The organism is Flavobacterium terrigena, assembly GCF_900108955.1.
Lineage (GTDB): Bacteria > Bacteroidota > Bacteroidia > Flavobacteriales > Flavobacteriaceae > Flavobacterium > Flavobacterium terrigena.
Map to the genome: position 1 here is coordinate 38,521 of NZ_FNYA01000007.1, position 19,078 is coordinate 57,598.

Annotated in this window: 33 protein-coding genes; 3 read left to right on the forward strand and 30 right to left on the reverse strand. The window is 33.8% G+C overall.

Going from position 1 to position 19,078, the window contains the following annotated elements:
* Nucleotides 1-79: 79 nt before the first annotated feature.
* The 29 genes from rpsK to rpsL form a co-directional block, all read right to left on the reverse strand.
* The gene (gene rpsK, locus BMX42_RS11550; RefSeq protein WP_091314282.1) at nucleotides 80-463 is read right to left on the reverse strand and encodes a 30S ribosomal protein S11; all 384 of its coding nucleotides are present in this window, start codon (nucleotides 461-463) and stop codon (nucleotides 80-82) included.
* A gap of 8 nt (nucleotides 464-471) precedes the next feature.
* On the reverse strand, nucleotides 472-846 hold the full coding sequence (rpsM, locus tag BMX42_RS11555) for a 30S ribosomal protein S13 (protein WP_091314289.1): 375 nt from the start codon (nucleotides 844-846) through the stop codon (nucleotides 472-474).
* 2 nt (nucleotides 847-848) lie between these two features.
* A complete protein-coding gene (gene ykgO / locus BMX42_RS11560) occupies nucleotides 849-965 on the reverse strand; it encodes a type B 50S ribosomal protein L36 (protein WP_002987490.1) in 117 nt (38 codons plus the stop codon).
* A 70-nt stretch (nucleotides 966-1,035) separates the two neighbouring features.
* Nucleotides 1,036-1,251: a translation initiation factor IF-1 gene (gene infA, locus BMX42_RS11565; RefSeq protein WP_091314296.1), complete on the reverse strand. Its 216-nt coding sequence runs from the start codon at nucleotides 1,249-1,251 to the stop codon at nucleotides 1,036-1,038.
* A gap of 6 nt (nucleotides 1,252-1,257) precedes the next feature.
* Entirely contained in the window at nucleotides 1,258-2,601 is a 1,344-nt protein-coding gene (gene secY, locus BMX42_RS11570; protein WP_091314298.1) for a preprotein translocase subunit SecY, read from the reverse strand.
* 11 nt (nucleotides 2,602-2,612) lie between these two features.
* Nucleotides 2,613-3,065, reverse strand: coding sequence for a 50S ribosomal protein L15 (gene rplO / locus BMX42_RS11575; RefSeq protein WP_091314302.1), 453 nt, complete (start codon nucleotides 3,063-3,065; stop codon nucleotides 2,613-2,615).
* 13 nt (nucleotides 3,066-3,078) lie between these two features.
* Nucleotides 3,079-3,258, reverse strand: coding sequence for a 50S ribosomal protein L30 (gene rpmD, locus BMX42_RS11580; protein WP_091314305.1), 180 nt, complete (start codon nucleotides 3,256-3,258; stop codon nucleotides 3,079-3,081).
* A gap of 11 nt (nucleotides 3,259-3,269) precedes the next feature.
* A complete protein-coding gene (gene rpsE / locus BMX42_RS11585) occupies nucleotides 3,270-3,794 on the reverse strand; it encodes a 30S ribosomal protein S5 (RefSeq protein WP_091314308.1) in 525 nt (174 codons plus the stop codon).
* A 3-nt stretch (nucleotides 3,795-3,797) separates the two neighbouring features.
* Nucleotides 3,798-4,148 carry a 50S ribosomal protein L18 gene (gene rplR, locus BMX42_RS11590; protein WP_091314311.1) on the reverse strand — a complete coding sequence of 117 codons (351 nt, stop codon included), beginning with the start codon at nucleotides 4,146-4,148 and terminating at the stop codon, nucleotides 3,798-3,800.
* 11 nt (nucleotides 4,149-4,159) lie between these two features.
* Nucleotides 4,160-4,702 (reverse strand): 50S ribosomal protein L6, encoded by a 543-nt coding sequence (gene rplF, locus BMX42_RS11595; protein ID WP_091314314.1) that lies wholly within the window; start codon nucleotides 4,700-4,702, stop codon nucleotides 4,160-4,162.
* Between the two features lie 18 nt (nucleotides 4,703-4,720).
* Nucleotides 4,721-5,119 (reverse strand): 30S ribosomal protein S8, encoded by a 399-nt coding sequence (gene rpsH, locus BMX42_RS11600; protein ID WP_091314318.1) that lies wholly within the window; start codon nucleotides 5,117-5,119, stop codon nucleotides 4,721-4,723.
* A 104-nt stretch (nucleotides 5,120-5,223) separates the two neighbouring features.
* Complete coding sequence (gene rpsN / locus BMX42_RS11605) at nucleotides 5,224-5,493, reverse strand: 30S ribosomal protein S14 (RefSeq protein WP_091314321.1); 270 nt, start codon at nucleotides 5,491-5,493, stop codon at nucleotides 5,224-5,226.
* A 3-nt stretch (nucleotides 5,494-5,496) separates the two neighbouring features.
* A complete protein-coding gene (gene rplE, locus BMX42_RS11610; protein ID WP_091314324.1) occupies nucleotides 5,497-6,048 on the reverse strand; it encodes a 50S ribosomal protein L5 in 552 nt (183 codons plus the stop codon).
* Nucleotides 6,049-6,050: 2 nt separating this feature from the next.
* Complete coding sequence (gene rplX, locus BMX42_RS11615; RefSeq protein WP_091314328.1) at nucleotides 6,051-6,365, reverse strand: 50S ribosomal protein L24; 315 nt, start codon at nucleotides 6,363-6,365, stop codon at nucleotides 6,051-6,053.
* 11 nt (nucleotides 6,366-6,376) lie between these two features.
* Nucleotides 6,377-6,745, reverse strand: coding sequence for a 50S ribosomal protein L14 (rplN, locus tag BMX42_RS11620; RefSeq protein ID WP_091314332.1), 369 nt, complete (start codon nucleotides 6,743-6,745; stop codon nucleotides 6,377-6,379).
* A gap of 2 nt (nucleotides 6,746-6,747) precedes the next feature.
* Nucleotides 6,748-7,005, reverse strand: coding sequence for a 30S ribosomal protein S17 (rpsQ, locus tag BMX42_RS11625; RefSeq protein WP_091314337.1), 258 nt, complete (start codon nucleotides 7,003-7,005; stop codon nucleotides 6,748-6,750).
* A 17-nt stretch (nucleotides 7,006-7,022) separates the two neighbouring features.
* The gene (gene rpmC, locus BMX42_RS11630; RefSeq protein ID WP_091314340.1) at nucleotides 7,023-7,214 is read right to left on the reverse strand and encodes a 50S ribosomal protein L29; all 192 of its coding nucleotides are present in this window, start codon (nucleotides 7,212-7,214) and stop codon (nucleotides 7,023-7,025) included.
* 12 nt (nucleotides 7,215-7,226) lie between these two features.
* Entirely contained in the window at nucleotides 7,227-7,646 is a 420-nt protein-coding gene (gene rplP, locus BMX42_RS11635) for a 50S ribosomal protein L16 (protein ID WP_091314344.1), read from the reverse strand.
* Between the two features lie 20 nt (nucleotides 7,647-7,666).
* The gene (rpsC, locus tag BMX42_RS11640) at nucleotides 7,667-8,395 is read right to left on the reverse strand and encodes a 30S ribosomal protein S3 (protein WP_091314349.1); all 729 of its coding nucleotides are present in this window, start codon (nucleotides 8,393-8,395) and stop codon (nucleotides 7,667-7,669) included.
* Between the two features lie 8 nt (nucleotides 8,396-8,403).
* A complete protein-coding gene (gene rplV / locus BMX42_RS11645) occupies nucleotides 8,404-8,814 on the reverse strand; it encodes a 50S ribosomal protein L22 (protein ID WP_091314353.1) in 411 nt (136 codons plus the stop codon).
* Nucleotides 8,815-8,820: 6 nt separating this feature from the next.
* Nucleotides 8,821-9,099 carry a 30S ribosomal protein S19 gene (gene rpsS / locus BMX42_RS11650; RefSeq protein WP_091314356.1) on the reverse strand — a complete coding sequence of 93 codons (279 nt, stop codon included), beginning with the start codon at nucleotides 9,097-9,099 and terminating at the stop codon, nucleotides 8,821-8,823.
* A 6-nt stretch (nucleotides 9,100-9,105) separates the two neighbouring features.
* Nucleotides 9,106-9,930, reverse strand: a complete 825-nt coding sequence (rplB, locus tag BMX42_RS11655) for a 50S ribosomal protein L2 (RefSeq protein WP_091314358.1) — start codon at nucleotides 9,928-9,930, stop codon at nucleotides 9,106-9,108.
* Nucleotides 9,931-9,939: 9 nt separating this feature from the next.
* A complete protein-coding gene (gene rplW, locus BMX42_RS11660; protein WP_091314362.1) occupies nucleotides 9,940-10,230 on the reverse strand; it encodes a 50S ribosomal protein L23 in 291 nt (96 codons plus the stop codon).
* A gap of 8 nt (nucleotides 10,231-10,238) precedes the next feature.
* On the reverse strand, nucleotides 10,239-10,868 hold the full coding sequence (gene rplD, locus BMX42_RS11665; RefSeq protein ID WP_091314366.1) for a 50S ribosomal protein L4: 630 nt from the start codon (nucleotides 10,866-10,868) through the stop codon (nucleotides 10,239-10,241).
* Entirely contained in the window at nucleotides 10,868-11,485 is a 618-nt protein-coding gene (gene rplC / locus BMX42_RS11670) for a 50S ribosomal protein L3 (RefSeq protein WP_091314369.1), read from the reverse strand. Before rplC ends, rplD begins: the two co-directional genes overlap by 1 nt.
* 204 nt (nucleotides 11,486-11,689) lie before the next feature.
* A complete protein-coding gene (gene rpsJ, locus BMX42_RS11675; protein WP_091314374.1) occupies nucleotides 11,690-11,995 on the reverse strand; it encodes a 30S ribosomal protein S10 in 306 nt (101 codons plus the stop codon).
* Between the two features lie 11 nt (nucleotides 11,996-12,006).
* On the reverse strand, nucleotides 12,007-14,163 hold the full coding sequence (fusA, locus tag BMX42_RS11680; protein WP_091314376.1) for an elongation factor G: 2,157 nt from the start codon (nucleotides 14,161-14,163) through the stop codon (nucleotides 12,007-12,009).
* Nucleotides 14,164-14,174: 11 nt separating this feature from the next.
* Nucleotides 14,175-14,651 carry a 30S ribosomal protein S7 gene (rpsG, locus tag BMX42_RS11685; protein WP_091314380.1) on the reverse strand — a complete coding sequence of 159 codons (477 nt, stop codon included), beginning with the start codon at nucleotides 14,649-14,651 and terminating at the stop codon, nucleotides 14,175-14,177.
* Between the two features lie 26 nt (nucleotides 14,652-14,677).
* The gene (gene rpsL / locus BMX42_RS11690; protein ID WP_091314384.1) at nucleotides 14,678-15,064 is read right to left on the reverse strand and encodes a 30S ribosomal protein S12; all 387 of its coding nucleotides are present in this window, start codon (nucleotides 15,062-15,064) and stop codon (nucleotides 14,678-14,680) included.
* Between the two features lie 208 nt (nucleotides 15,065-15,272).
* Between rpsL and BMX42_RS11695 the strand changes: the two genes are divergently transcribed.
* From BMX42_RS11695 to BMX42_RS14480, 3 genes are all read left to right on the forward strand, one after another.
* A complete protein-coding gene (locus tag BMX42_RS11695; protein ID WP_091314387.1) occupies nucleotides 15,273-16,928 on the forward strand; it encodes a BamA/TamA family outer membrane protein in 1,656 nt (551 codons plus the stop codon).
* Nucleotides 16,929-16,964: 36 nt separating this feature from the next.
* The gene (gene rlmB / locus BMX42_RS11700) at nucleotides 16,965-17,702 is read left to right on the forward strand and encodes a 23S rRNA (guanosine(2251)-2'-O)-methyltransferase RlmB (RefSeq protein ID WP_091314390.1); all 738 of its coding nucleotides are present in this window, start codon (nucleotides 16,965-16,967) and stop codon (nucleotides 17,700-17,702) included.
* A gap of 234 nt (nucleotides 17,703-17,936) precedes the next feature.
* A complete protein-coding gene (locus tag BMX42_RS14480) occupies nucleotides 17,937-18,233 on the forward strand; it encodes a hypothetical protein (RefSeq protein ID WP_143055646.1) in 297 nt (98 codons plus the stop codon).
* Here BMX42_RS14480 and BMX42_RS11710 read toward each other — a convergent pair whose 3' ends face one another.
* A complete protein-coding gene (locus BMX42_RS11710; protein WP_091314398.1) occupies nucleotides 18,234-19,022 on the reverse strand; it encodes a rhomboid family intramembrane serine protease in 789 nt (262 codons plus the stop codon).
* Between the last annotated feature and the right edge of the window lie 56 nt (nucleotides 19,023-19,078).

Consider the following 19,078-nt stretch of genomic DNA (forward strand, 5'->3'; position numbering starts at 1 on the left):
TTTTAATTTAAGGTAGGGATTATGAATTAAGGTCTTTCCTTCGATAATCTAAATTCCTACCTTTGTTTTATACTAATTGTTATACTCTTCTTCTTTTTGGAGGACGACATCCATTGTGTGGCATCGGAGTAACATCGATAATCTCAGTTACTTCAATTCCGCTGTTATGGATAGATCTGATAGCAGATTCTCTACCGTTCCCTGGACCTTTTACGTAAACTTTTACTTTTTTAAGTCCAGCTTCAAGAGCTACTTTTCCACAATCTTCAGCAGCCATTTGGGCAGCGTACGGAGTGTTCTTTTTAGAACCTCTGAAACCCATCTTACCAGCTGATGACCAAGAAATAACTTCACCTTTTTTGTTTGTTAACGAAATGATGATGTTGTTAAAAGTAGCGCTAATATGTGCTTCTCCAGAAGACTCAACGATAACTTTACGTTTTTTTGCAGTTGCCTTAGCCATATTATTTACTATTTAGTTGCTTTTTTCTTGTTAGCAACAGTTTTTCTTTTACCTTTTCTTGTTCTCGAGTTGTTTTTCGTTCTTTGACCTCTTAAAGGTAATCCAGCTCTATGACGGATTCCTCTTTGACATCCAATATCCATTAAACGTTTGATGTTTAATGTAATTTCAGAACGTAATTCACCTTCGATTTTAAATGATGAAACCGCTTCACGAATTGCTCCGATCTCGTCATCATTCCAATCAAGTACTTTTTTATCTTGGCTTACTTTGGCTTTTTCTAAAACCTCAATAGCTCTACTTCTACCCATACCAAAAATGTATGTTAAAGCGATAACTCCTCTTTTGTTTTTTGGGATATCAACCCCTGCTATTCTTGCCATAATTATCCTTGTCTTTGTTTAAATCTAGGATTCTTTTTGTTAATAACGTATAATCTACCTTTTCTACGCACGATAATACATTCTGCGCTTCTTTTTTTAACTGATGCTCTTACTTTCATTGTAAATTGCTTTATGCTATATGCTTTATGCTTTAAGCGTATTGCTTACTACATATTGCCTATTGCTTATTTAATATCTATAAGTAATTCTAGCTTTAGACAAATCGTAAGGACTCATTTCAAGTTTAACCTTGTCTCCTGGTAACAACTTAATGTAATGCATACGCATTTTACCTGAGATATGAGCAATTACTACATGTCCGTTTTCTAATTCAACTCGAAACATTGCATTAGATAATGCTTCTACAATGCTTCCGTCTTGTTCTATTGCTGATTGTTTTGCCATAATTAATTAAGCGACAGCTTTTCTATTTTTACCACTTTTCATTAAACCATCATAATGTTTGTTTAACAAGTATGAATTGATTTGTTGAATCGTATCGATTGCAACTCCGACCATAATGATTAACGAAGTACCTCCATAAAAATATGCCCATGCCCCTTGAACGTCTAATAAACCATGAATAACTGCAGGGAACACTGCGATTAATGCTAAGAATAATGAACCCGGGAAGGTAATTAAAGACATTAACTTGTCTAAGAAATCGCCTGTTTCTGCTCCTGGCTTAATACCTGGAATGAAACCACCACTTCTCTTTAAGTCGTCTGCCATTTTATTTGTTGGTACCGTAATGGCGGTGTAAAAATACGTAAAAATTACAATTAATAAAGCAAAAACTACATTATATACTAAACCGAATGGATCCTTAAACATATTTGAAATGCTTAAAGCCGTGTCAGACTTAGATAATCCAGCTAGTGCAGCAGGTATAAACATAATTGCTTGCGCAAAAATAATTGGCATAACACCTGCAGAATTTAACTTTAATGGGATAAATTGTCTATTATCATCCATTGAATCCGATTCAAAATCACCAGAAACTGATCTTCTTGCGTATTGAACCTGAACTTTTCTCAAAGCCATTACTAATAATATTGTAGCTATAATTACTAATAACCAAATAATTACTTCGATAATGATTTTCATCGGTCCACCTTTTGTCATAGCAGATGCGAATTCTTGCATGAATGCTTCTGGCATTCTAGCTAAAATTCCAACCATAATCAATAAAGATATTCCGTTACCAATTCCTTTTTCTGTAATTCTTTCTCCTAACCACATTGCGAAAATTGTTCCCGAAACGATGATTAATACTGACCCGAATAAAGGGAAGAAAGTAAAGAAATCAGGATTTACAAATGCTTCAGCAGGTAAGGTTTGTTTTAAATTAAAAATATAACCTGGCCCTTGAACCAATGTAATTGCAATAGTTAACCAACGTGTAATTTGGTTAATAGTTTTTCTACCACTTTCACCATCTTTTTGTAATTTCTGTAAATAAGGAATAGCAATTCCCATTAACTGAACTACAATCGATGCAGAGATGTAAGGCATGATTCCTAATGCGAAGATTGAAGCTTCCGAAAAAGCACCACCTGTAAACACATTAATTAACCAACCAATACCACCTTCAGTTTGATTAGATAAACTTTGCAATTTAGTTGAATCAATACCTGGTAATGTTACTTGTGAACCGAAACGGTACACAAGTAAGATTCCAAGAGTAACTAAAATTTTATTTTTTAGTTCTTCTATTTTCCAAACATTGACAAATGATTCTATAAATTTCTTCATAGTGATGATGATTAAAGAATTACCACTTCTCCTCCAGCAGCTTCGATAGCAGCTTTTGCAGTAGCAGTAAATTTGTGAGCACTAACTTTTAATTTTGCTTTTAGCTCACCTCTTCCTAAAATCTTTACTAAGCTATTTTTTGTAGCTAAACGTGTATCAACAAATACTGTAAAATCTACAGCTTCAGTGATCACACCGTTTTCTACTAAACCTTGTAATGTATCAAGATTTATACCTTGATATTCTACTCTATTGATGTTTTTGAAACCAAATTTTGGTACTCTTCGTTGAAGAGGCATTTGACCTCCTTCAAAACCAATTTTCTTTGAATAACCAGAACGTGATTTGGCTCCTTTGTGACCTCTTGTCGAAGTACCACCTTTACCAGAACCTTCACCTCTACCTACTCTTTTGTTTTGGTTGTGAACAGAACCTTCTGCTGGCTGTAAGTTACTTAAATTCATAACATGTATATTGTTATTTAGTTTCTTCTACAGAAACTAAGTGTTTAACTTTATTTACCATTCCAAGGACAGCAGGACTTGCATCGTGCTCAACAACTTGACCCATTTTTCTAATACCAAGAGCAATTAATGTTCTTTTTTGGTCTAGTGGACAGTTGATTTTACTTCTAACTTGTTTTACTAAAATTTTCATATCTCCTTGATTTATCCTTTAAATACTTTATCTAAAGATACTCCTCTTTGTTTTGCAACAGTAAGAGCACTTCTCATTTGTAATAAAGCATCGAAAGTTGCTTTAACTACGTTGTGAGGATTTGATGACCCTTGAGATTTAGATAATACATCGTGTACACCAACTGATTCTAATACCGCACGTACAGCACCACCAGCGATAACTCCGGTACCGTGTGAAGCTGGCATTAAGAATACTCTAGCACCACCAAATTTACCTTTTTGCTCATGAGGAACAGATTGTCCACTTAAAGGAATTTTTACTAAATTTTTCTTAGCATCTTCTACTGCTTTCGCAATTGCTTCAGAAACATCTTTAGATTTTCCTAAACCGTGACCTACTACTCCATTTTCATCTCCAACTACAACAATAGCAGAAAAACCAAAAGCTCTACCACCTTTAGTAACTTTAGTAACACGATTAACACTTACCAAACGGTCTTTTAATTCAAGACCTGCTGGTTTCACTAATTCTACGTTTTTATAATTTTGATACATACCTTAGAATTTAAGTCCCGCTTCTCTAGCTCCTTCAGCTAACGATTTTACACGTCCATGGTATAAGTTTCCACCTCTATCAAAAGTGATAGTTGAAACACCAGCTTTAAGCGCTTTTTCAGCGATCAATTTACCAACTGCACTTGCAGTTTCGATTTTAGTACCTGTAGCTACTCCTTTATCTCTCGATGAAGCAGAAACTATAGTAACACCGTTTACGTCATCTATGATTTGCGCATAGATTTCTTTATTACTTCTAAAAACAGAAAGTCTAGGTTGAGCAGCAGTTCCGCTTACAGTCTTTCTGATTCTGAACTGTATTCTTTGTCTTCTTTCAGATTTTGTTAATGACATAACTTTATATTTTAAGCTGATTTACCTGCTTTTCTTCTTACTTCCTCACCAACAAACTTAACACCTTTTCCTTTGTACGGCTCAGGTTTACGGAAAGCTCTGATTTTAGCAGCAACCTGTCCTAATAATTGTTTGTCAAATGAAGTTAATTTCACTATCGGGTTTTTACCTTTTTCCGAGATCGTTTCAACATTTACTTCAGATACTACTTCTAGTACGATATTGTGTGAGAAACCTAAAGCTAAATCTAATTTTTGCCCTTGGTTTGAAGCTCTATATCCTACTCCAACTAATTCTAATTGTTTTGTGAAACCTTCTGCTACTCCAGTAATCATGTTATTGATTAATGAACGATATAGTCCGTGTTTCGCTCTCTCATTCTTATGATCTGTTGCACGCTCAACGATAACATTGTTATCTTCAATTTTGATCGTTACATCAGAATATTCCTGAGTAAGCTCGCCTAATTTTCCTTTTACTGTAACTACAGCGTCTTTCACTTCTACAGTTACTCCTGCTGGAATTGCAATTGGATTTTTACCTATTCTTGACATCTTATATGGTCTTTAAAATTAGTATACGTAACAAATTACTTCACCACCTACATTTAATTGCTTAGCCATTTTACCTGTCATAACTCCTTTAGAAGTTGACACGATAGCAATACCTAAACCATTTAAAATTCTTGGGATGTTAGTAGAACTTGCGTACTTACGTAAACCTGGTTTACTAATTCTTTGGATATCTTTAATTACTGACTCTTTAGTATCTTTATCATACTTCAAAGCGATTTTGATTGTACCTTGAACAGTAGAATCATCAAACTTGTAACTTAAGATATATCCTTGATCGAATAAAATCTTTGTGATTTCTTTTTTCAAGTTAGAAGCAGGAATTTCAACCACTTTGTGGTTTACTCTAGCTGCATTTCTTACTCTTGTAAGATAATCTGCAATTGGATCTGTATACATATGTATAAATTTGCGATTATGGTTTTCAGGAAGCACTCGCTTCCTGAACCTTTAATCAATTAAAAATTATTTTTGGTTTGCAAAAGTAATAACTTTTTGCGAGATTACCAAGAAGCTTTTTTAACTCCTGGGATTAACCCTTGATTAGCCATTTCACGGAATGTTACACGTGAAAGACCAAATTGACGCATGTAACCTCTTGGTCTACCAGTTAATTTACAACGATTGTGTAAACGAATTGGCGAAGCGTTTTTAGGTAATTTTTGTAATGCTTCATAATCTCCGGCTTTTTTCAAAGCTTTTCTTTTTTCAGCATACTTATCTACAACAGCTTGTCTTTTAACCTCACGGGCTTTCATTGATTCTTTAGCCATAACTTAGTTCTTTTTGAAAGGTAAACCTAATTCAGTTAATAATGATTTTGCTTCTTTATCTGTTTCAGCAGATGTAACAAAAGTAATATCCATCCCTGAAATTTTGTTTACTTTATCAATATCAATTTCTGGGAAAATGATTTGCTCAAGTACACCTAAGTTATAATTACCTCTTCCATCAAATCCAGTAGATTTAATTCCACCAAAATCTCTTACACGTGGTAAAGATGAAGTAATAAGTCTATCTAAAAACTCATACATTCTTTCTCCACGTAAAGTTACTTTAGCACCAATTGGCATACCTTTTCTTAGTTTGAATGAAGCAACGTCTTTCTTAGAAATAGTAGCTACAGCTTTTTGACCAGTAATTTTAGTTAACTCTTCAACAGCGTAATCTACTAATTTTTTGTCAGACACAGCAGCACCAACACCACGGCTAATAACAATTTTTTCCAATTTTGGAACTTGCATTACATTTTTGTAACCAAATTCTTCTTTCAAAGCAGCAACTATTCTGCTTTTATATTCTTCCTTTAGTCTTGGTAAGTATCCCATAACTATATAACTTGATTAGATTTTTTTGAAAATCTTACTTTTGTTTCCCCATCCATTCTAAAACCTACTTTAGAAGTCTCTTTAGTTTTAGAGTCAACTAACGCTAAGTTAGAAATATGAATTGGAGCTTCTTTTTTCACGATTCCACCTTGTGGGCTTTTTGCACTTGGCTTCGTATGTTTTGAAACCATGTTTAATCCTTCCACTACAGCTTTGTTTTTATCGCGAATAACACGTAAAACTTTACCTTCTTGTCCTTTATGATCACCAGCATTAACTCTTACTAGGTCTCCTGATTTTATTTTAATTTTCATCATTTCTTTGAGAATTAAAGCACCTCAGGTGCTAATGATACAATTTTCATGAATTGTTTTTCACGAAGTTCTCTAGCTACTGGACCAAAAACACGAGTACCTCTCATTTCACCACCTGCATTTAATAACACACATGCGTTGTCATCAAATCTAATGTATGAACCATCGGCTCTTCTCACTTCTTTTTTGGTACGTATTACAACTGCAGTTGATACAGATCCTTTTTTAACATTACTGTTAGGAGCTGCGTCTTTGATTGAAACTACAATTTTATCACCTACAGATGCGTAACGACGTTTCGTTCCACCTAGAACACGGATAGTTAAAACTTCTTTTGCTCCCGTGTTATCTGCTACTTTTAATCTTGATTCTTGTTGTACCATAATTACTTAGCTCTTTCAATGATTTCAACTAATCTCCAACATTTAGTTTTACTTAAAGGACGCGTTTCGCTAATTCTTACAGTATCACCAATATTACAGTTGTTTGTTTCGTCGTGTGCAACATATTTCTTAGTTTTTAACACGAACTTACCATACATAGGGTGTTTTACTCTTTTTGTTTCAGAAACAACGATAGATTTCTCCATTTTGTTACTAGTAACAACACCAACTCTTTCTTTTCTTAAATTTCTTTTTTCCATCTTTCAGCAGAATACAATTATTGTAACTCTCTTTTAGTAATTTCAGTTGCAATTCTTGCCACTGATCTTCTTAATGTTCTCATTTGAAGCGGATTCTCGATTGGAGAAATAGCATGAGCCATTTTAAGGTCGTTATACGTTTTCTTTAACTGAACAAGCTTAGCTTGTAAGTCAGCTGCAGATAGATTATTTATTTCAGATTGTTTCATAATTAATTTTTATTATGCTTCGAAATCTCTAGCAACGATAAACTTAGTTTTTACAGGAAGTTTTTGTGCTGCAAGACGTAAAGCCTCTTTAGCTACTGAGATAGGCACTCCACCTACTTCAAACATAATTTTTCCTGGTTTTACAACAGCAGCCCAATATTCGACTGCCCCTTTTCCTTTACCCATACGTACCTCAAGTGGTTTCTTTGTAATAGGCTTGTCTGGAAATATTTTAATCCATAATTGACCCTCTCTTTTCATGTAACGTGTTGCAGCAATACGAGATGCTTCAATTTGACGAGATGTGATGAAAGATGAATCTAAAGATTTAATACCAAACATACCGTTTGAAAGGATGTGCCCTCTTTGAGAGTTACCTTTCATTCTACCCTTTTGTACCTTACGATATTTTGTTCTTTTAGGTTGTAACATTTTGTCTTTTATTTAAAAAATTACTTTCTTTTGCGTGGGTTTGGTTTTCCTTTACTAGCTGGAGCAGATCCTGTAGATTTTGGACCTTTTTTGTCCATACCTACTAACGGAGAAAGATCTCTCTTACCATAAACTTCACCTTTCATTATCCATACCTTGATTCCCATTCTACCATAAGTAGTATGTGCTTCAGATAATGCATAATCAATATCAGCTCTGAAAGTTGATAATGGAATTCTTCCTTCTTTGAAGCCTTCTGAACGCGCCATCTCTGCACCATTTAAACGACCAGAAATAAGAACCTTGATTCCTTCTGCATTCATTCTCATAGCAGCTGCGATAGCCATCTTGATTGCTCTTCTGTAAGAAATACGACTTTCGATTTGACGAGCGATAGAGTTACCGACTAAGTAAGCATCTAATTCAGGTCTTTTGATTTCGAAAATGTTGATTTGAATTTCCTTATCAGTAATTTTCTTAAGTTCTTCTTTTAACTTGTCTACCTCTTGTCCACCTTTTCCGATAATGATACCAGGTCTAGCAGTAGTGATAGTAACGGTTACAAGTTTTAAAGTTCTCTCGATAATTATTTTTGATACACTAGCTTTCGTTAAACGCGCATGGATATACTTTCTGATTTTGTAATCTTCGGCGATTTTATCACCGTAATCATTTCCACCATACCAGTTTGAGTCCCATCCTCTGATGATACCAAGTCTGTTTCCAATTGGATTTGTCTTTTGTCCCATACTGTTAATTAATTACTTTGTGTGTTATTGATAGCTCCTAAAACCACTGTTACGTGATTAGAACGTTTTCTAATTCTGTGTGCTCTACCTTGAGGCGCAGGACGTAATCTTTTTAACATCATACCACCATCAACTCTAATCTCTTTAATAAATAAGCCAGCATCTTCCATACTAGATCCTTCATTTTTAGCTGACCAGTTTGCAATGGCAGATAAAACTAATTTCTCTAATTTTTTTGAAGCTTCTTTTGGACTGAATCTTAATATATTAAGAGCATTTTCTACCTTCTGACCTCTTACTTGATCCGCAACTAAGCGCATTTTTCTTGGTGAAGAAGGGCAGTTATTTAATTTAGCAAACGCAATCTGCTTGTTAGCTTCTTTTCTTGCGTCAGCTGCTTCTCTTTTACGAACTCCCATGACTTCTTATTTTTTACCTTTATTTTTTGCACCCGCGTGACCTCTAAAAGATCTTGTTGGTGAAAATTCTCCTAATTTATGACCAACCATATTCTCAGTTACATAAACTGGAACGAATTGACGGCCATTGTGAACAGCGATAGTTTGTCCTACAAAATCTGGAATAATCATAGATGCTCTAGACCAAGTCTTCACAACATTTTTATTACCACCTTCTATATTCTCTTGTACTTTCTTTTCTAATTTAAAGTGTACAAATGGTCCTTTTTTTAATGAACGTGCCATATCTTATTATTTCTTTCTACGTTCTACAATATACTTGTTACTCGGGTTAACCTTAGAACGAGTTCTATAACCTTTAGCTGGTAAACCTTTTCTTGAACGTGGATGACCTCCTGAAGAGCGTCCTTCACCACCTCCCATAGGGTGATCAACTGGGTTCATAGCTACTGGTCTTGTTCTAGGTCTTCTTCCTAACCATCTAGTTCTACCTGCTTTTCCAGATACTACTAATTGGTGGTCAGAGTTAGATACTGCTCCAATTGTAGCCGAACAAGTTAACAAGATTAATCTTGTTTCTCCTGATGGCATTTTAATTGTTGCATATTTTCCATCTCTAGCCATTAACTGAGCAAATGTACCTGCCGAACGAGCGATTACCGCACCTTGTCCAGGTCTTAATTCGATACAAGAAATAACTGTTCCTAATGGAATTTTACTTAAAGGTAAAGCATTACCGATTTCTGGAGAAGCATCTTCACCTGAAACTACAGTTTGCCCAACTTGTAAACCATTCTGTGCAATAACGTAAGTTTTTGCTCCATCTGCATAATATAATAATGAGATAAATGCTGAACGGTTTGGATCGTATTCGATTGTTTTAACATTAGCAGGAACTCCAGCTTTTGTTCTTTTGAAATCAATAATACGGTACTTTTGTTTATGACCACCACCTGTATAACGCATGGTCATTTTTCCTTGACTATTTCTACCTCCAGAGTTTTTTTTCGGTGCGATCAATGAACGCTCCGGCTTATCAGTCGTAATAGTGTCAAAGCTATTTACAACTCTAAAACGCTGACCTGGGGTAATAGGTTTTAATTTTCTAACTGACATTGTTGTATATTAGATATTAGTATAAAAATCTATCGATTCTCCTTCTTTAACTTGAACAACTGCTTTTTTGTAAGCATTTGTTTTTCCACTGATTAATCCGCTTTTAGTGTATTTTACACTTCTATCAGCTCTATAGTTCATTGTTCTTACAGCAACAACAGTAATTCCAAATGCAGCTTCAACAGCTTTTTTGATTTGTACTTTGTTTGCAGTTTTTTCAACTATAAAACCAAAACGGTTAAAAACTTCACCATCTTTAGTTAACTTTTCAGTTACAATTGGCTTAATAATAACACTCATGATCTGAATTATTTACTTAAATTAGCTTCTATCGTTTCAATTGAACCTTCTAAAAGAACTAAACTTTTCGCATTTAAAATAGCGTAAGTACTTAATTCAGTAGAGTTTACAACTGAAGTCGTTTTTAAATTACGAGACGACAAATATACATTTTTATTTGCATCACCTAATATAAATAGAGATTTTTTGTTTTCTAACCCTAAAGAACTCAATACGTTAATGAATTTTTTAGTGTTTGGTGTTTCAAATGTAAAATCTTCAACAACAATAATATTTGATTCTTGAGCCTTTAAAGAAAAAGCTGATTTACGAGCTAATCTTTTTAAGTTTTTATTCAATTTGAATGAATAACTTCTAGGTCTTGGACCAAACACAGTACCACCGCCTTTGAATAAAGGTGATTTTTTAGATCCTGCACGAGCAGTACCTGTACCTTTTTGTTTTTTAATTTTACGTGTACTACCTGCAACTTCTGCTCTTTCTTTAGCTTTGTGCGTTCCTTGTCTTTGGTTAGCCAAGTATTGCTTTACATCTAAATAAACAGCATGTTTGTTAGGCTCAATAGCGAAAACTGTATCGTCAAGATTTACTTTACGACCTGTTTCTTTTCCGTTGATATCTAAAACTTTTACTTCCATTACTTCTGAATGATTACATAAGAGTTTTTGCACCCTGGTACACACCCTTTAATTACTAAAAGATTTTTATCAGCAACAACTTTCAATACTTTTAAGTTTTGAACTGTTACATTATCTCCACCCATTCTTCCTGCCATTCTCATTCCTTTGAATACTCTAGAAGGATAAGATGACGCTCCAACAGATCCTGGCGCTCTTAAACGGTTATGTTGACCGTGAGTGGCTTGACCAACCCCACCGAAACCATGACGCTTTACAACACCTTGAAATCCTTTACCTTTTGAAGTTCCAACAACGTCAACAAATTCACCTTCTGTGAATAAGTTTACATCAATTGAATCTCCTAACTTAAACTCCTCATCAAAACCGTGGAATTCAACAACTTTCTTCTTAGCAGCAGTACCAGCTTTCTTGAAGTGACCTTCTTCAGCTTTAACTGTATGCTTTTCAGTTTTGTCATCGAAACCTAATTGAAGGGCTTCATACCCGTCAACTGCATTGGTTCTGACTTGGGTAACAACGCATGGCCCAGCTTCAATAACAGTACATGGAATGTTTTTTCCATTCTCGTCAAAGATGCTAGTCATACCGATTTTTCTTCCGATTAACCCAGACATAAATACATATTAATTAATTAAACATTGATTTTCAGCACACTTGCTGAATTTTTTCAAGGGTGCAAATATATAAATATTTTATTGTTCTCAAAAATAAATGTTAACTTATTTTCAAAAACAACAAAAATGACATATTTTTTCCCTTGAGGATATAAAAAAACCGAGTAGTATTTCAACTCGGTTTTTATTTATTATGAAATAAAGTTATACTTTAATTTCTACTTCAACACCACTTGGTAATTCTAATTTCATTAACGCATCAATCGTTTTTGAAGAAGAACTATAAATGTCTAGAAGTCTTTTGTATGACATTAATTCAAACTGCTCTCTAGATTTTTTGTTTACGTGTGGAGAACGTAATACTGTAAAAATTCTTTTGTGAGTTGGTAATGGAATTGGACCAGTTACAACAGCACCTGTGCTTTTTACAGTTTTTACAATCTTTTCAGCAGACTTGTCTACCAACATGTGATCGTAAGATTTCAATTTTATTCTGATTTTTTGACTCATTTTCTTAAGAATTAAGCGTTACCTTTTGCTTTTTTAATTACCGCTTCTGATATGTTAGAAGGTGTTTCAGCATAGTGTGAGAACTCCATAGTTGAAGTTGCTCTACCTGAAGACAATGTTCTTAATGTAGTAACATAACCGAACATTTCTGATAATGGCACATCTGCTTTGATAGTTTTAGCTCCGTTTCTGTCACCCATGTCATTCACCTGACCTCTACGACGGTTAATATCACCAACGATATCTCCCATGTTTTCTTCTGGCGTAATAACTTCCATTTTCATGATAGGCTCTAAAACGATAGCTCCAGCAGCTTTAGCTACTTCTCTATAACCCATTCTTGCAGCTAATTCGAAAGAAAGAGCATCAGAATCCACTGGATGGAAAGATCCATCCAATAAAGTTACCTTTAAACTATCTACTTGATAACCAGCCAAAGGACCTGTTTTCATAGCTTCACGGAAACCTTTTTCAACAGAAGGGATATATTCTTTAGGAACGTTACCACCTTTAACTTCATTAACAAATTGTAATCCTACAGGAACTTTACCGTCTACTTCATCAGCAGGCTCTAATCTAAATACGATATCACCGAATTTACCACGACCTCCAGATTGTTTCTTGTAAGTTTCTCTATGTGTAGCTGTTTTTGTGAAAGCTTCTTTGTATTCAACTTGAGGCTCACCTTGGTTAACTTCAACTTTGAATTCACGCTTCATTCTATCAACAAGAATATCTAAGTGTAACTCACCCATTCCTGAAATAATAGTTTGACCTGAAGCTTCATCAGTTCTCACTGTAAATGTTGGATCTTCTTCAGCTAATTTAGCTAAAGCCATACCCATTTTATCAACGTCTGCTTTAGTTTTTGGTTCGATAGCGATACCAATTACCGGCGCAGGGAATTTCATTGACTCAAGAATGATTGGGTGTTTTTCATCACACAATGTATCTCCGGTTTTGATATCTTTAAAACCAACTGCCGCTCCAATATCTCCAGCCTCAATATATTCGATTGGATTTTGTTTGTTAGCATGCATTTGATAGATACGAGAAATTCTTTCTTTAGAACCTGAACGAGTATTTAAAACATACGAACCTGCATCTAAACGACCAGAATAAGCACGGAAGAAAGCTAAACGACCTACGAATGGGTCAGTAGCAATTTTGAATGCTAAAGCAGCGAATGGCTCTTTAACATCTGGCTTACGTAATATTTTAGTTTGATCTTCTTCTAACAATTCAGCATCATCAGGGTGAATTCCTGTAATACCTTCTTTATCCATTGGAGATGGTAAGTATTTACATACTGCATCTAACATGAATTGAACTCCTTTGTTTTTGAAAGATGAACCAGCAATCATAGGAATGATAGCCATATCCATAGTAGCAGCTCTCAACGCATTGTTGATTTCTTCTTCTGTGATAGAATCTGGATCTTCCATGTACTTATCAAGTAAGTTTTCATCATAATCAGCAACTGCTTCGATAAGAATATCTCTGTATTCTTTTACTTCAGCAACCATATCAGCAGGAATATCAACAATATCAAAAGTTGCACCTTGAGTAGCATCATGCCAAACGATAGCTTGGTTTTTTACTAAATCAACAACACCTTTAAAGTCGTTTTCCTCACCAATTGGCAATGTAATTGCAACTGCATTTGATTTCAACATATCTCTAACTTGTTGACAAACTGCCAAGAAGTTAGAACCTTGACGGTCCATTTTGTTTACGAATCCCATTCTTGGAACTCTATATTGATCAGCTAATCTCCAGTTAGTTTCAGATTGTGGCTCAACACCATCAACTGCACTAAATAAGAAAACTAAACCATCCAATACACGTAAAGATCTATTTACCTCTACAGTAAAGTCAACGTGTCCAGGAGTATCAATAATATTAAAGTGGTAAGCTTGCGAAGTTGGCAATACTTTACCTTGTTCTGTTGGGAAATTCCATTCACAAGTAGTAGCAGCAGAAGTAATTGTAATACCTCTTTCTTGCTCTTGTGCCATCCAGTCCATTGTTGCAGCACCATCATGTACTTCACCAATTTTGTGTGATTTTCCTGTATAGAACAATATACGTTCTGTAGTTGTAGTCTTACCAGCATCAATGTGCGCGGCAATACCAATATTTCTCGTGAATTTTAAATCTCTAGCCATTTCTGTACGAATTAAAATCTAAAGTGAGAGAATGCTTTATTAGCATCTGCCATCTTGTGAGTATCCATTCTTTTCTTAACGGCAGCACCTTCTTCTTTTGCTGCTGCTAAAATCTCTGCTGCTAATTTACCAGCCATAGATTTTTCATTTCTTCTTCTAGTGTAAAGAATTAACCATTTAATTGCCATAGATACTTTTCTATCTGGGCGAATTTGCATTGGAATTTGGAATGTAGCTCCACCCACTCTACGTGAACGAACCTCTACGTGAGGCATAACGTTTGTTAATGCGTCTTTCCAAATTTCTAATGCTGATTTCTCTGCATCTTGTTTTTTTGTCTCAACTATATCTAAAGCATCATAAAATACTTTAAAAGCAACTGATTTTTTACCATCCCACATTAAGTTGTTTACGAAACGTGTTACCAACTGATCGTTGAATTTTGGATCTGGCAAAAGAGGTCTTTTTTTGGCCTGTCTTTTTCTCATGTCTTTTCTTTAAAAGTGTTAAATAATTACTTTTTAGCTGCTTCTTTAGGGCGTTTTGTACCGTATTTAGATCTACGTTGTGTTCTGTCTTTAACACCTGCTGTGTCTAAAGCACCACGCACAATGTGGTATCTAACTCCTGGTAAATCTTTTACCCTTCCACCTCTAACTAATACTATCGAGTGCTCTTGTAAATTATGCCCCTCTCCAGGAATGTATGCATTTACTTCGTTTCCGTTTGTTAAACGAACCCTAGCAACCTTTCTCATCGCTGAGTTTGGTTTTTTTGGAGTCGTAGTGTAAACACGAGTACATACACCTCTTCTTTGAGGACATGAATCTAAAGCCGCCGATTTACTCTTCTTAGTTATTTTGGTTCTTCCTGTTCTAACTAACTGCTGAATTGTTGGCATAATTAAATTTTAATTAAACTTGTTTATTGTTACCTTATTTTAAGGGATGCAAAGGTAGAAAATATTTTTTATTATCCAAACTCTATTATATTTATTTTTAATTTTCTAACTTTTTGATAACCAATTTATTGAAAATCTCCTTCGTGAAAGATTATTTTACTATCCAACAACAAAATAAATTCAAGAAAAATTGCGTTATATTTGGGCTATGAAATACTTGATATTCTTATTTTTATTTTCACCTTATATATATAGTCAGCAGTTTTATTTAAAAATTGAAGGAAGTTCTTCAACTGAAAATAAAATTATTGACAGCATTGGCTATATAAAAATTCATAAAGAAATCAAGAACTTATTAGAAACTCAAAATAATTTCAATCAGAATTTATTAAAAATAGGTTTTTTGGAAAACGAACTACTCGAAACCAAAAAAACTAACGACAGTAGTTTTACTTTCAAATACAGCTTAGGAAGTTTAACTCGAAATATCAAAATTAAAACCGACAGTTTATCAAAAGATGTAAAAGAAGTTTTGAACTTAAAACCTTCAGAAATAATACCACTTTCAAACTTAGAAAACTACATCAATGAAAAATTGAATATTCTGGAAAAGAAAGGTTTCGCACAATCGAAAATCAAATTAGATAATTTCAACAAAACCAACAACCAATTTCAAGCCGACTTAATTATAGAATTAAATCAAGTCAGAAAAATAAACAATTTAGTCTTTCAAGGTTACAGCCAATTTCCAGTCGGAATTAAAAAAGTGTTCTTGAGAAAATACCGATCGAAACCTTTCAATAAAGATGTAATTAAAAAAATTCATTCCGATTTTAATTCTTTACCTTTTGTAACTCAAATTAAATATCCAGAAGTTCTACTTACCATTGATTCTACAAAAGTGTATCTGTATTTAGAAAAAAGAAAAAACAATAGTTTCGATGGGTTTTTAGGTTTTGGAAACAATGAAGAAACTCAAAAATTACAATTCAATGGGTATTTAGATTTGAATTTATACAACAATTTGAATTCTGGTGAACGCTTCAATTTGTATTGGAAAAACGATGGAAACAAACAAAGCACCTTTAATGTAAATTTGGATTTGGCATATGTTTTCCAAAGTCCGCTAGCTTTAAAATCGAATTTAAGGATTTTCAAACAAGACACTATTTTCCAAAATAGTAGTTTCGATTTCGATTTGGGCTACATGATTAATTACAACACTAAAGCTTTTATTGGCTATAAAGACAACGTTTCCGAAGCCATTCAAAAAAACCCTTCTTCTTTTGTGAAAGATTTGAAATCGACTTTCTACACAGTTTCTTTCGAACATAAAAAAGTAGATTTTGACGACTCCATGTTTCCAGATAAATTTTCTGTTTTCACGAAATTTGGAACTGGAAACAGAACGGCAAGTTCCATAAAAACCAATCAGTTTTTTGCGCAATTTCAATTCCAGCAACTGCTCGAACTCAACAAAAAAAATTACATTCATTTAAAAAACGACACCTATTTTCTGCAAAGTGGCGATTATTACACGAATGAATTGTACCGCTTTGGAGGGATTCAATCGATTCGAGGTTTTAACGAAAATAGCTTACAAGGAAATGTGTTTAGCGGAATTTTTGCCGAATACCGTTATGTAGCTTCATCCAACTTGTACTTTTACACTATTACTGATTACGGTTATTACCAAGACAAGGCAAATAACAGCAAAGATCAACTTTATGGTTTAGGTTTCGGATTTGGATTATTAAGCAATGGCGGATTATTTAATTTAGTCTATGCGAATGGAAATGCAGGAAACCAAACCATCAAACTTTCTAATTCAATCGTACAAATTAGTTTTAAGACTTATTTTTAGACAAACTAATAAAAAAATAATCATACATTTGCACCTATGAAAAACGACAATCAGATTTTTGGAATTAGAGCCATTATTGAAGCTATACATTCAGGCGCAGTTATAGACAAAGTATTTATTCAGAAAGAAGCTCAGGGCGACTTAATGAAAGACTTAATGAAAGCTATAAAAGCGAATAATGTCAATTTTAGTTATGTTCCTGTTGAAAAACTGAATCGTTTTACTTCGTTAAATCATCAAGGTGCAGTGGCAACTATTTCGCCAATTGCGTTTCATGATTTAGATACTTTAATTGAGCAAACTTTAGAAAGTGGCAAAACACCTTTATTTTTAGTTTTAGATCAATTATCTGACGCAAGAAATTTTGGCGCGATTATCAGAACTGCAGAATGTGTAGGTGTAAACGGAATTATTGTTCAAAAACAAGGTTCAGCTCCTGTAAATGGTGACACTGTAAAAACAAGTGCTGGTGCTGTATTTAATATTCCGATTTGTAAAGTAGATCATATTAAAGATGCCGTTTTTCATTTACAAAGTTGCGATATCAAAACAGTTGCTGCGACAGAAAAAACAGAACATACTATTTACGACATCGACTTCAAAGTTCCTGTAGCAATTATTATGGGTAATGAAGAGCGCGGCGTGAATCCTTCAGTTTTAAAAGTGGTTGACGAAAAAGCAAAATTACCAATGTACGGAACTATTGAATCTTTAAATGTTTCTGTAGCTTGTGGTGCTTTCCTATACGAAGTAGTAAGACAAAGACTACTTTAATTCTCAATTTACCGATTTTCAATTCGTCAATTAATGAATGAAATAAAGAAACTTATTTTTTTATTATTTGCAATCTTTCTATTTTGCTATTTTTTTTATTTATTAGACTCCAATGAAATTTTAGAAATCAAACACGATGGTTTAAAATCTTTTGTATACTTTGGAATAATTATCTTCAGTTTCTTTTCTATACTTTTTGCTTTTTTATCCTTTGAAGGAATTAAATTAAAAGTCTTGTTTTCATTTATTCCCATAATTGCATTTATTCAAATTTTGAATTTCGGAATTATAAACACTTTACTTAATGCTTCATCATGGAAAACTCAAACTATAGTTTATCAAAACAAATTTGATGACAGTAAGAAAGTTGAATTTCAAATGTTGGATATTGGCTTTGCTGGCTATGACAAAAGAACTGTTGAAGTAAATTATATTACTGATTGGTTTTTTATTTCAAAAAATAAAGGAATTTACAATTCTGATTGGAAAAAAATCAACAAAGAAGTAAACGAATTAGAATTAGAATATTGATTACTTCATTTTCAAATACTCATAAATCACTCTAATTGAAGATTTAAAATACGAATCGACTTCTGTTTCTTCAATTATTTCAGGTTCAGGAGGTTCTGGTTTTGGTGGGTTGATAAAATTTCCATTTTCATCAAATTGTTTAAAGAAAGGTTTATCAGAAGGATCAAAATCTGGATGTTCCCAATCGTAAAAAATAGGTTTTTCAAACTGAGGTGTTTTTATAAAAATCCCCATCGTTAAACCCGTTACAAATCCAGCAAAATGCCCTTCCCAAGAAACGTTTCCTTTTAAAGTTTCGGCATTGGGAAACATATACCAAATAATTCCACCATACAATAATACAATAGTTAAAGACAAAGCAACCAATCGGTAATATTTGGATAAAATCCCTTTGAAGAAAATAAAACTCACTAAACAATATACCAAGCTGCTCGCACCAATATGATAAGAATTTCTACCAATTAACCACGTACCAATTCCAGAAAATAAAATTCCTAAAATCAAAACTTTCCAGAACTGTTGTCTGTAAAAATATTTTAGTGCCATTATCAAAAAGAAAATCGGAATGGAGTTATTCAGCAAATGTTTAAAACTTCCGTGAATGAAAACATGCAATGGAACACCTCGTAAACCTTTTAGAGTTTTGGGTAAAATTCCGTACTCATGCATTTCTGGAAAATAATGTAAGCCTGCATAAAAACAAACCCACATTACCATCACAAAAAGCAATGGGAAAAGAAATACCGAAGGCGAAAAATAAAAATTATTATCTATAGATGATTTTATCATACAGCATAAAAGTCAAAAATGAAGCCAAAGTAAAAGGTATGAAATTTTGGCATATC

What these genes read in the sequence shown, in the direction of transcription:
- rplP (WP_091314344.1), bottom strand. Translation starts at nt 7,646, where the DNA reads ATGTTACAACCTAAAAGAACAAAATATCGTAAGGTACAAAAGGGTAGA.
- rpmD (WP_091314305.1), bottom strand. Translation starts at nt 3,258, where the DNA reads ATGAAAATTTTAGTAAAACAAGTTAGAAGTAAAATCAACTGTCCACTA.
- rplO (WP_091314302.1), bottom strand. Translation starts at nt 3,065, where the DNA reads ATGAATTTAAGTAACTTACAGCCAGCAGAAGGTTCTGTTCACAACCAA.
- rpsN (WP_091314321.1), bottom strand. Translation starts at nt 5,493, where the DNA reads ATGGCTAAAGAATCAATGAAAGCCCGTGAGGTTAAAAGACAAGCTGTT.
- rplN (WP_091314332.1), bottom strand. Translation starts at nt 6,745, where the DNA reads ATGGTACAACAAGAATCAAGATTAAAAGTAGCAGATAACACGGGAGCA.
- rlmB (WP_091314390.1), top strand. Translation starts at nt 16,965, where the DNA reads ATGAAAAACGACAATCAGATTTTTGGAATTAGAGCCATTATTGAAGCT.
- rplB (WP_091314358.1), bottom strand. Translation starts at nt 9,930, where the DNA reads ATGTCAGTTAGAAAATTAAAACCTATTACCCCAGGTCAGCGTTTTAGA.
- rpsQ (WP_091314337.1), bottom strand. Translation starts at nt 7,005, where the DNA reads ATGGAAAAAAGAAATTTAAGAAAAGAAAGAGTTGGTGTTGTTACTAGT.
- secY (WP_091314298.1), bottom strand. Translation starts at nt 2,601, where the DNA reads ATGAAGAAATTTATAGAATCATTTGTCAATGTTTGGAAAATAGAAGAA.
- rpsL (WP_091314384.1), bottom strand. Translation starts at nt 15,064, where the DNA reads ATGCCAACAATTCAGCAGTTAGTTAGAACAGGAAGAACCAAAATAACT.
- ykgO (WP_002987490.1), bottom strand. Translation starts at nt 965, where the DNA reads ATGAAAGTAAGAGCATCAGTTAAAAAAAGAAGCGCAGAATGTATTATC.
- BMX42_RS11710 (WP_091314398.1), bottom strand. Translation starts at nt 19,022, where the DNA reads ATGATAAAATCATCTATAGATAATAATTTTTATTTTTCGCCTTCGGTA.
- rpsJ (WP_091314374.1), bottom strand. Translation starts at nt 11,995, where the DNA reads ATGAGTCAAAAAATCAGAATAAAATTGAAATCTTACGATCACATGTTG.
- rplC (WP_091314369.1), bottom strand. Translation starts at nt 11,485, where the DNA reads ATGTCTGGGTTAATCGGAAGAAAAATCGGTATGACTAGCATCTTTGAC.
- rpsH (WP_091314318.1), bottom strand. Translation starts at nt 5,119, where the DNA reads ATGTATACAGATCCAATTGCAGATTATCTTACAAGAGTAAGAAATGCA.
- rplW (WP_091314362.1), bottom strand. Translation starts at nt 10,230, where the DNA reads ATGAGTGTTATTATTAAGCCAATTGTAACTGAAAAGTTAACTAAAGAT.
- rplR (WP_091314311.1), bottom strand. Translation starts at nt 4,148, where the DNA reads ATGTCATTAACAAAATCTGAAAGAAGACAAAGAATACAGTTCAGAATC.
- rplV (WP_091314353.1), bottom strand. Translation starts at nt 8,814, where the DNA reads ATGGGAGTTCGTAAAAGAGAAGCAGCTGACGCAAGAAAAGAAGCTAAC.
- infA (WP_091314296.1), bottom strand. Translation starts at nt 1,251, where the DNA reads ATGGCAAAACAATCAGCAATAGAACAAGACGGAAGCATTGTAGAAGCA.
- rplE (WP_091314324.1), bottom strand. Translation starts at nt 6,048, where the DNA reads ATGGGATACTTACCAAGACTAAAGGAAGAATATAAAAGCAGAATAGTT.
- rpsE (WP_091314308.1), bottom strand. Translation starts at nt 3,794, where the DNA reads ATGTATCAAAATTATAAAAACGTAGAATTAGTGAAACCAGCAGGTCTT.
- rpsG (WP_091314380.1), bottom strand. Translation starts at nt 14,651, where the DNA reads ATGAGAAAAAGACAGGCCAAAAAAAGACCTCTTTTGCCAGATCCAAAA.
- rplD (WP_091314366.1), bottom strand. Translation starts at nt 10,868, where the DNA reads ATGGAAGTAAAAGTTTTAGATATCAACGGAAAAGAAACAGGTCGTAAA.
- fusA (WP_091314376.1), bottom strand. Translation starts at nt 14,163, where the DNA reads ATGGCTAGAGATTTAAAATTCACGAGAAATATTGGTATTGCCGCGCAC.
- rpsM (WP_091314289.1), bottom strand. Translation starts at nt 846, where the DNA reads ATGGCAAGAATAGCAGGGGTTGATATCCCAAAAAACAAAAGAGGAGTT.
- rpsK (WP_091314282.1), bottom strand. Translation starts at nt 463, where the DNA reads ATGGCTAAGGCAACTGCAAAAAAACGTAAAGTTATCGTTGAGTCTTCT.
- rplF (WP_091314314.1), bottom strand. Translation starts at nt 4,702, where the DNA reads ATGTCAAGAATAGGTAAAAATCCAATTGCAATTCCAGCAGGAGTAACT.
- rpsC (WP_091314349.1), bottom strand. Translation starts at nt 8,395, where the DNA reads ATGGGACAAAAGACAAATCCAATTGGAAACAGACTTGGTATCATCAGA.
- BMX42_RS11695 (WP_091314387.1), top strand. Translation starts at nt 15,273, where the DNA reads ATGAAATACTTGATATTCTTATTTTTATTTTCACCTTATATATATAGT.
- rpmC (WP_091314340.1), bottom strand. Translation starts at nt 7,214, where the DNA reads ATGAAACAATCTGAAATAAATAATCTATCTGCAGCTGACTTACAAGCT.
- rpsS (WP_091314356.1), bottom strand. Translation starts at nt 9,099, where the DNA reads ATGGCACGTTCATTAAAAAAAGGACCATTTGTACACTTTAAATTAGAA.
- rplX (WP_091314328.1), bottom strand. Translation starts at nt 6,365, where the DNA reads ATGATGAAAATTAAAATAAAATCAGGAGACCTAGTAAGAGTTAATGCT.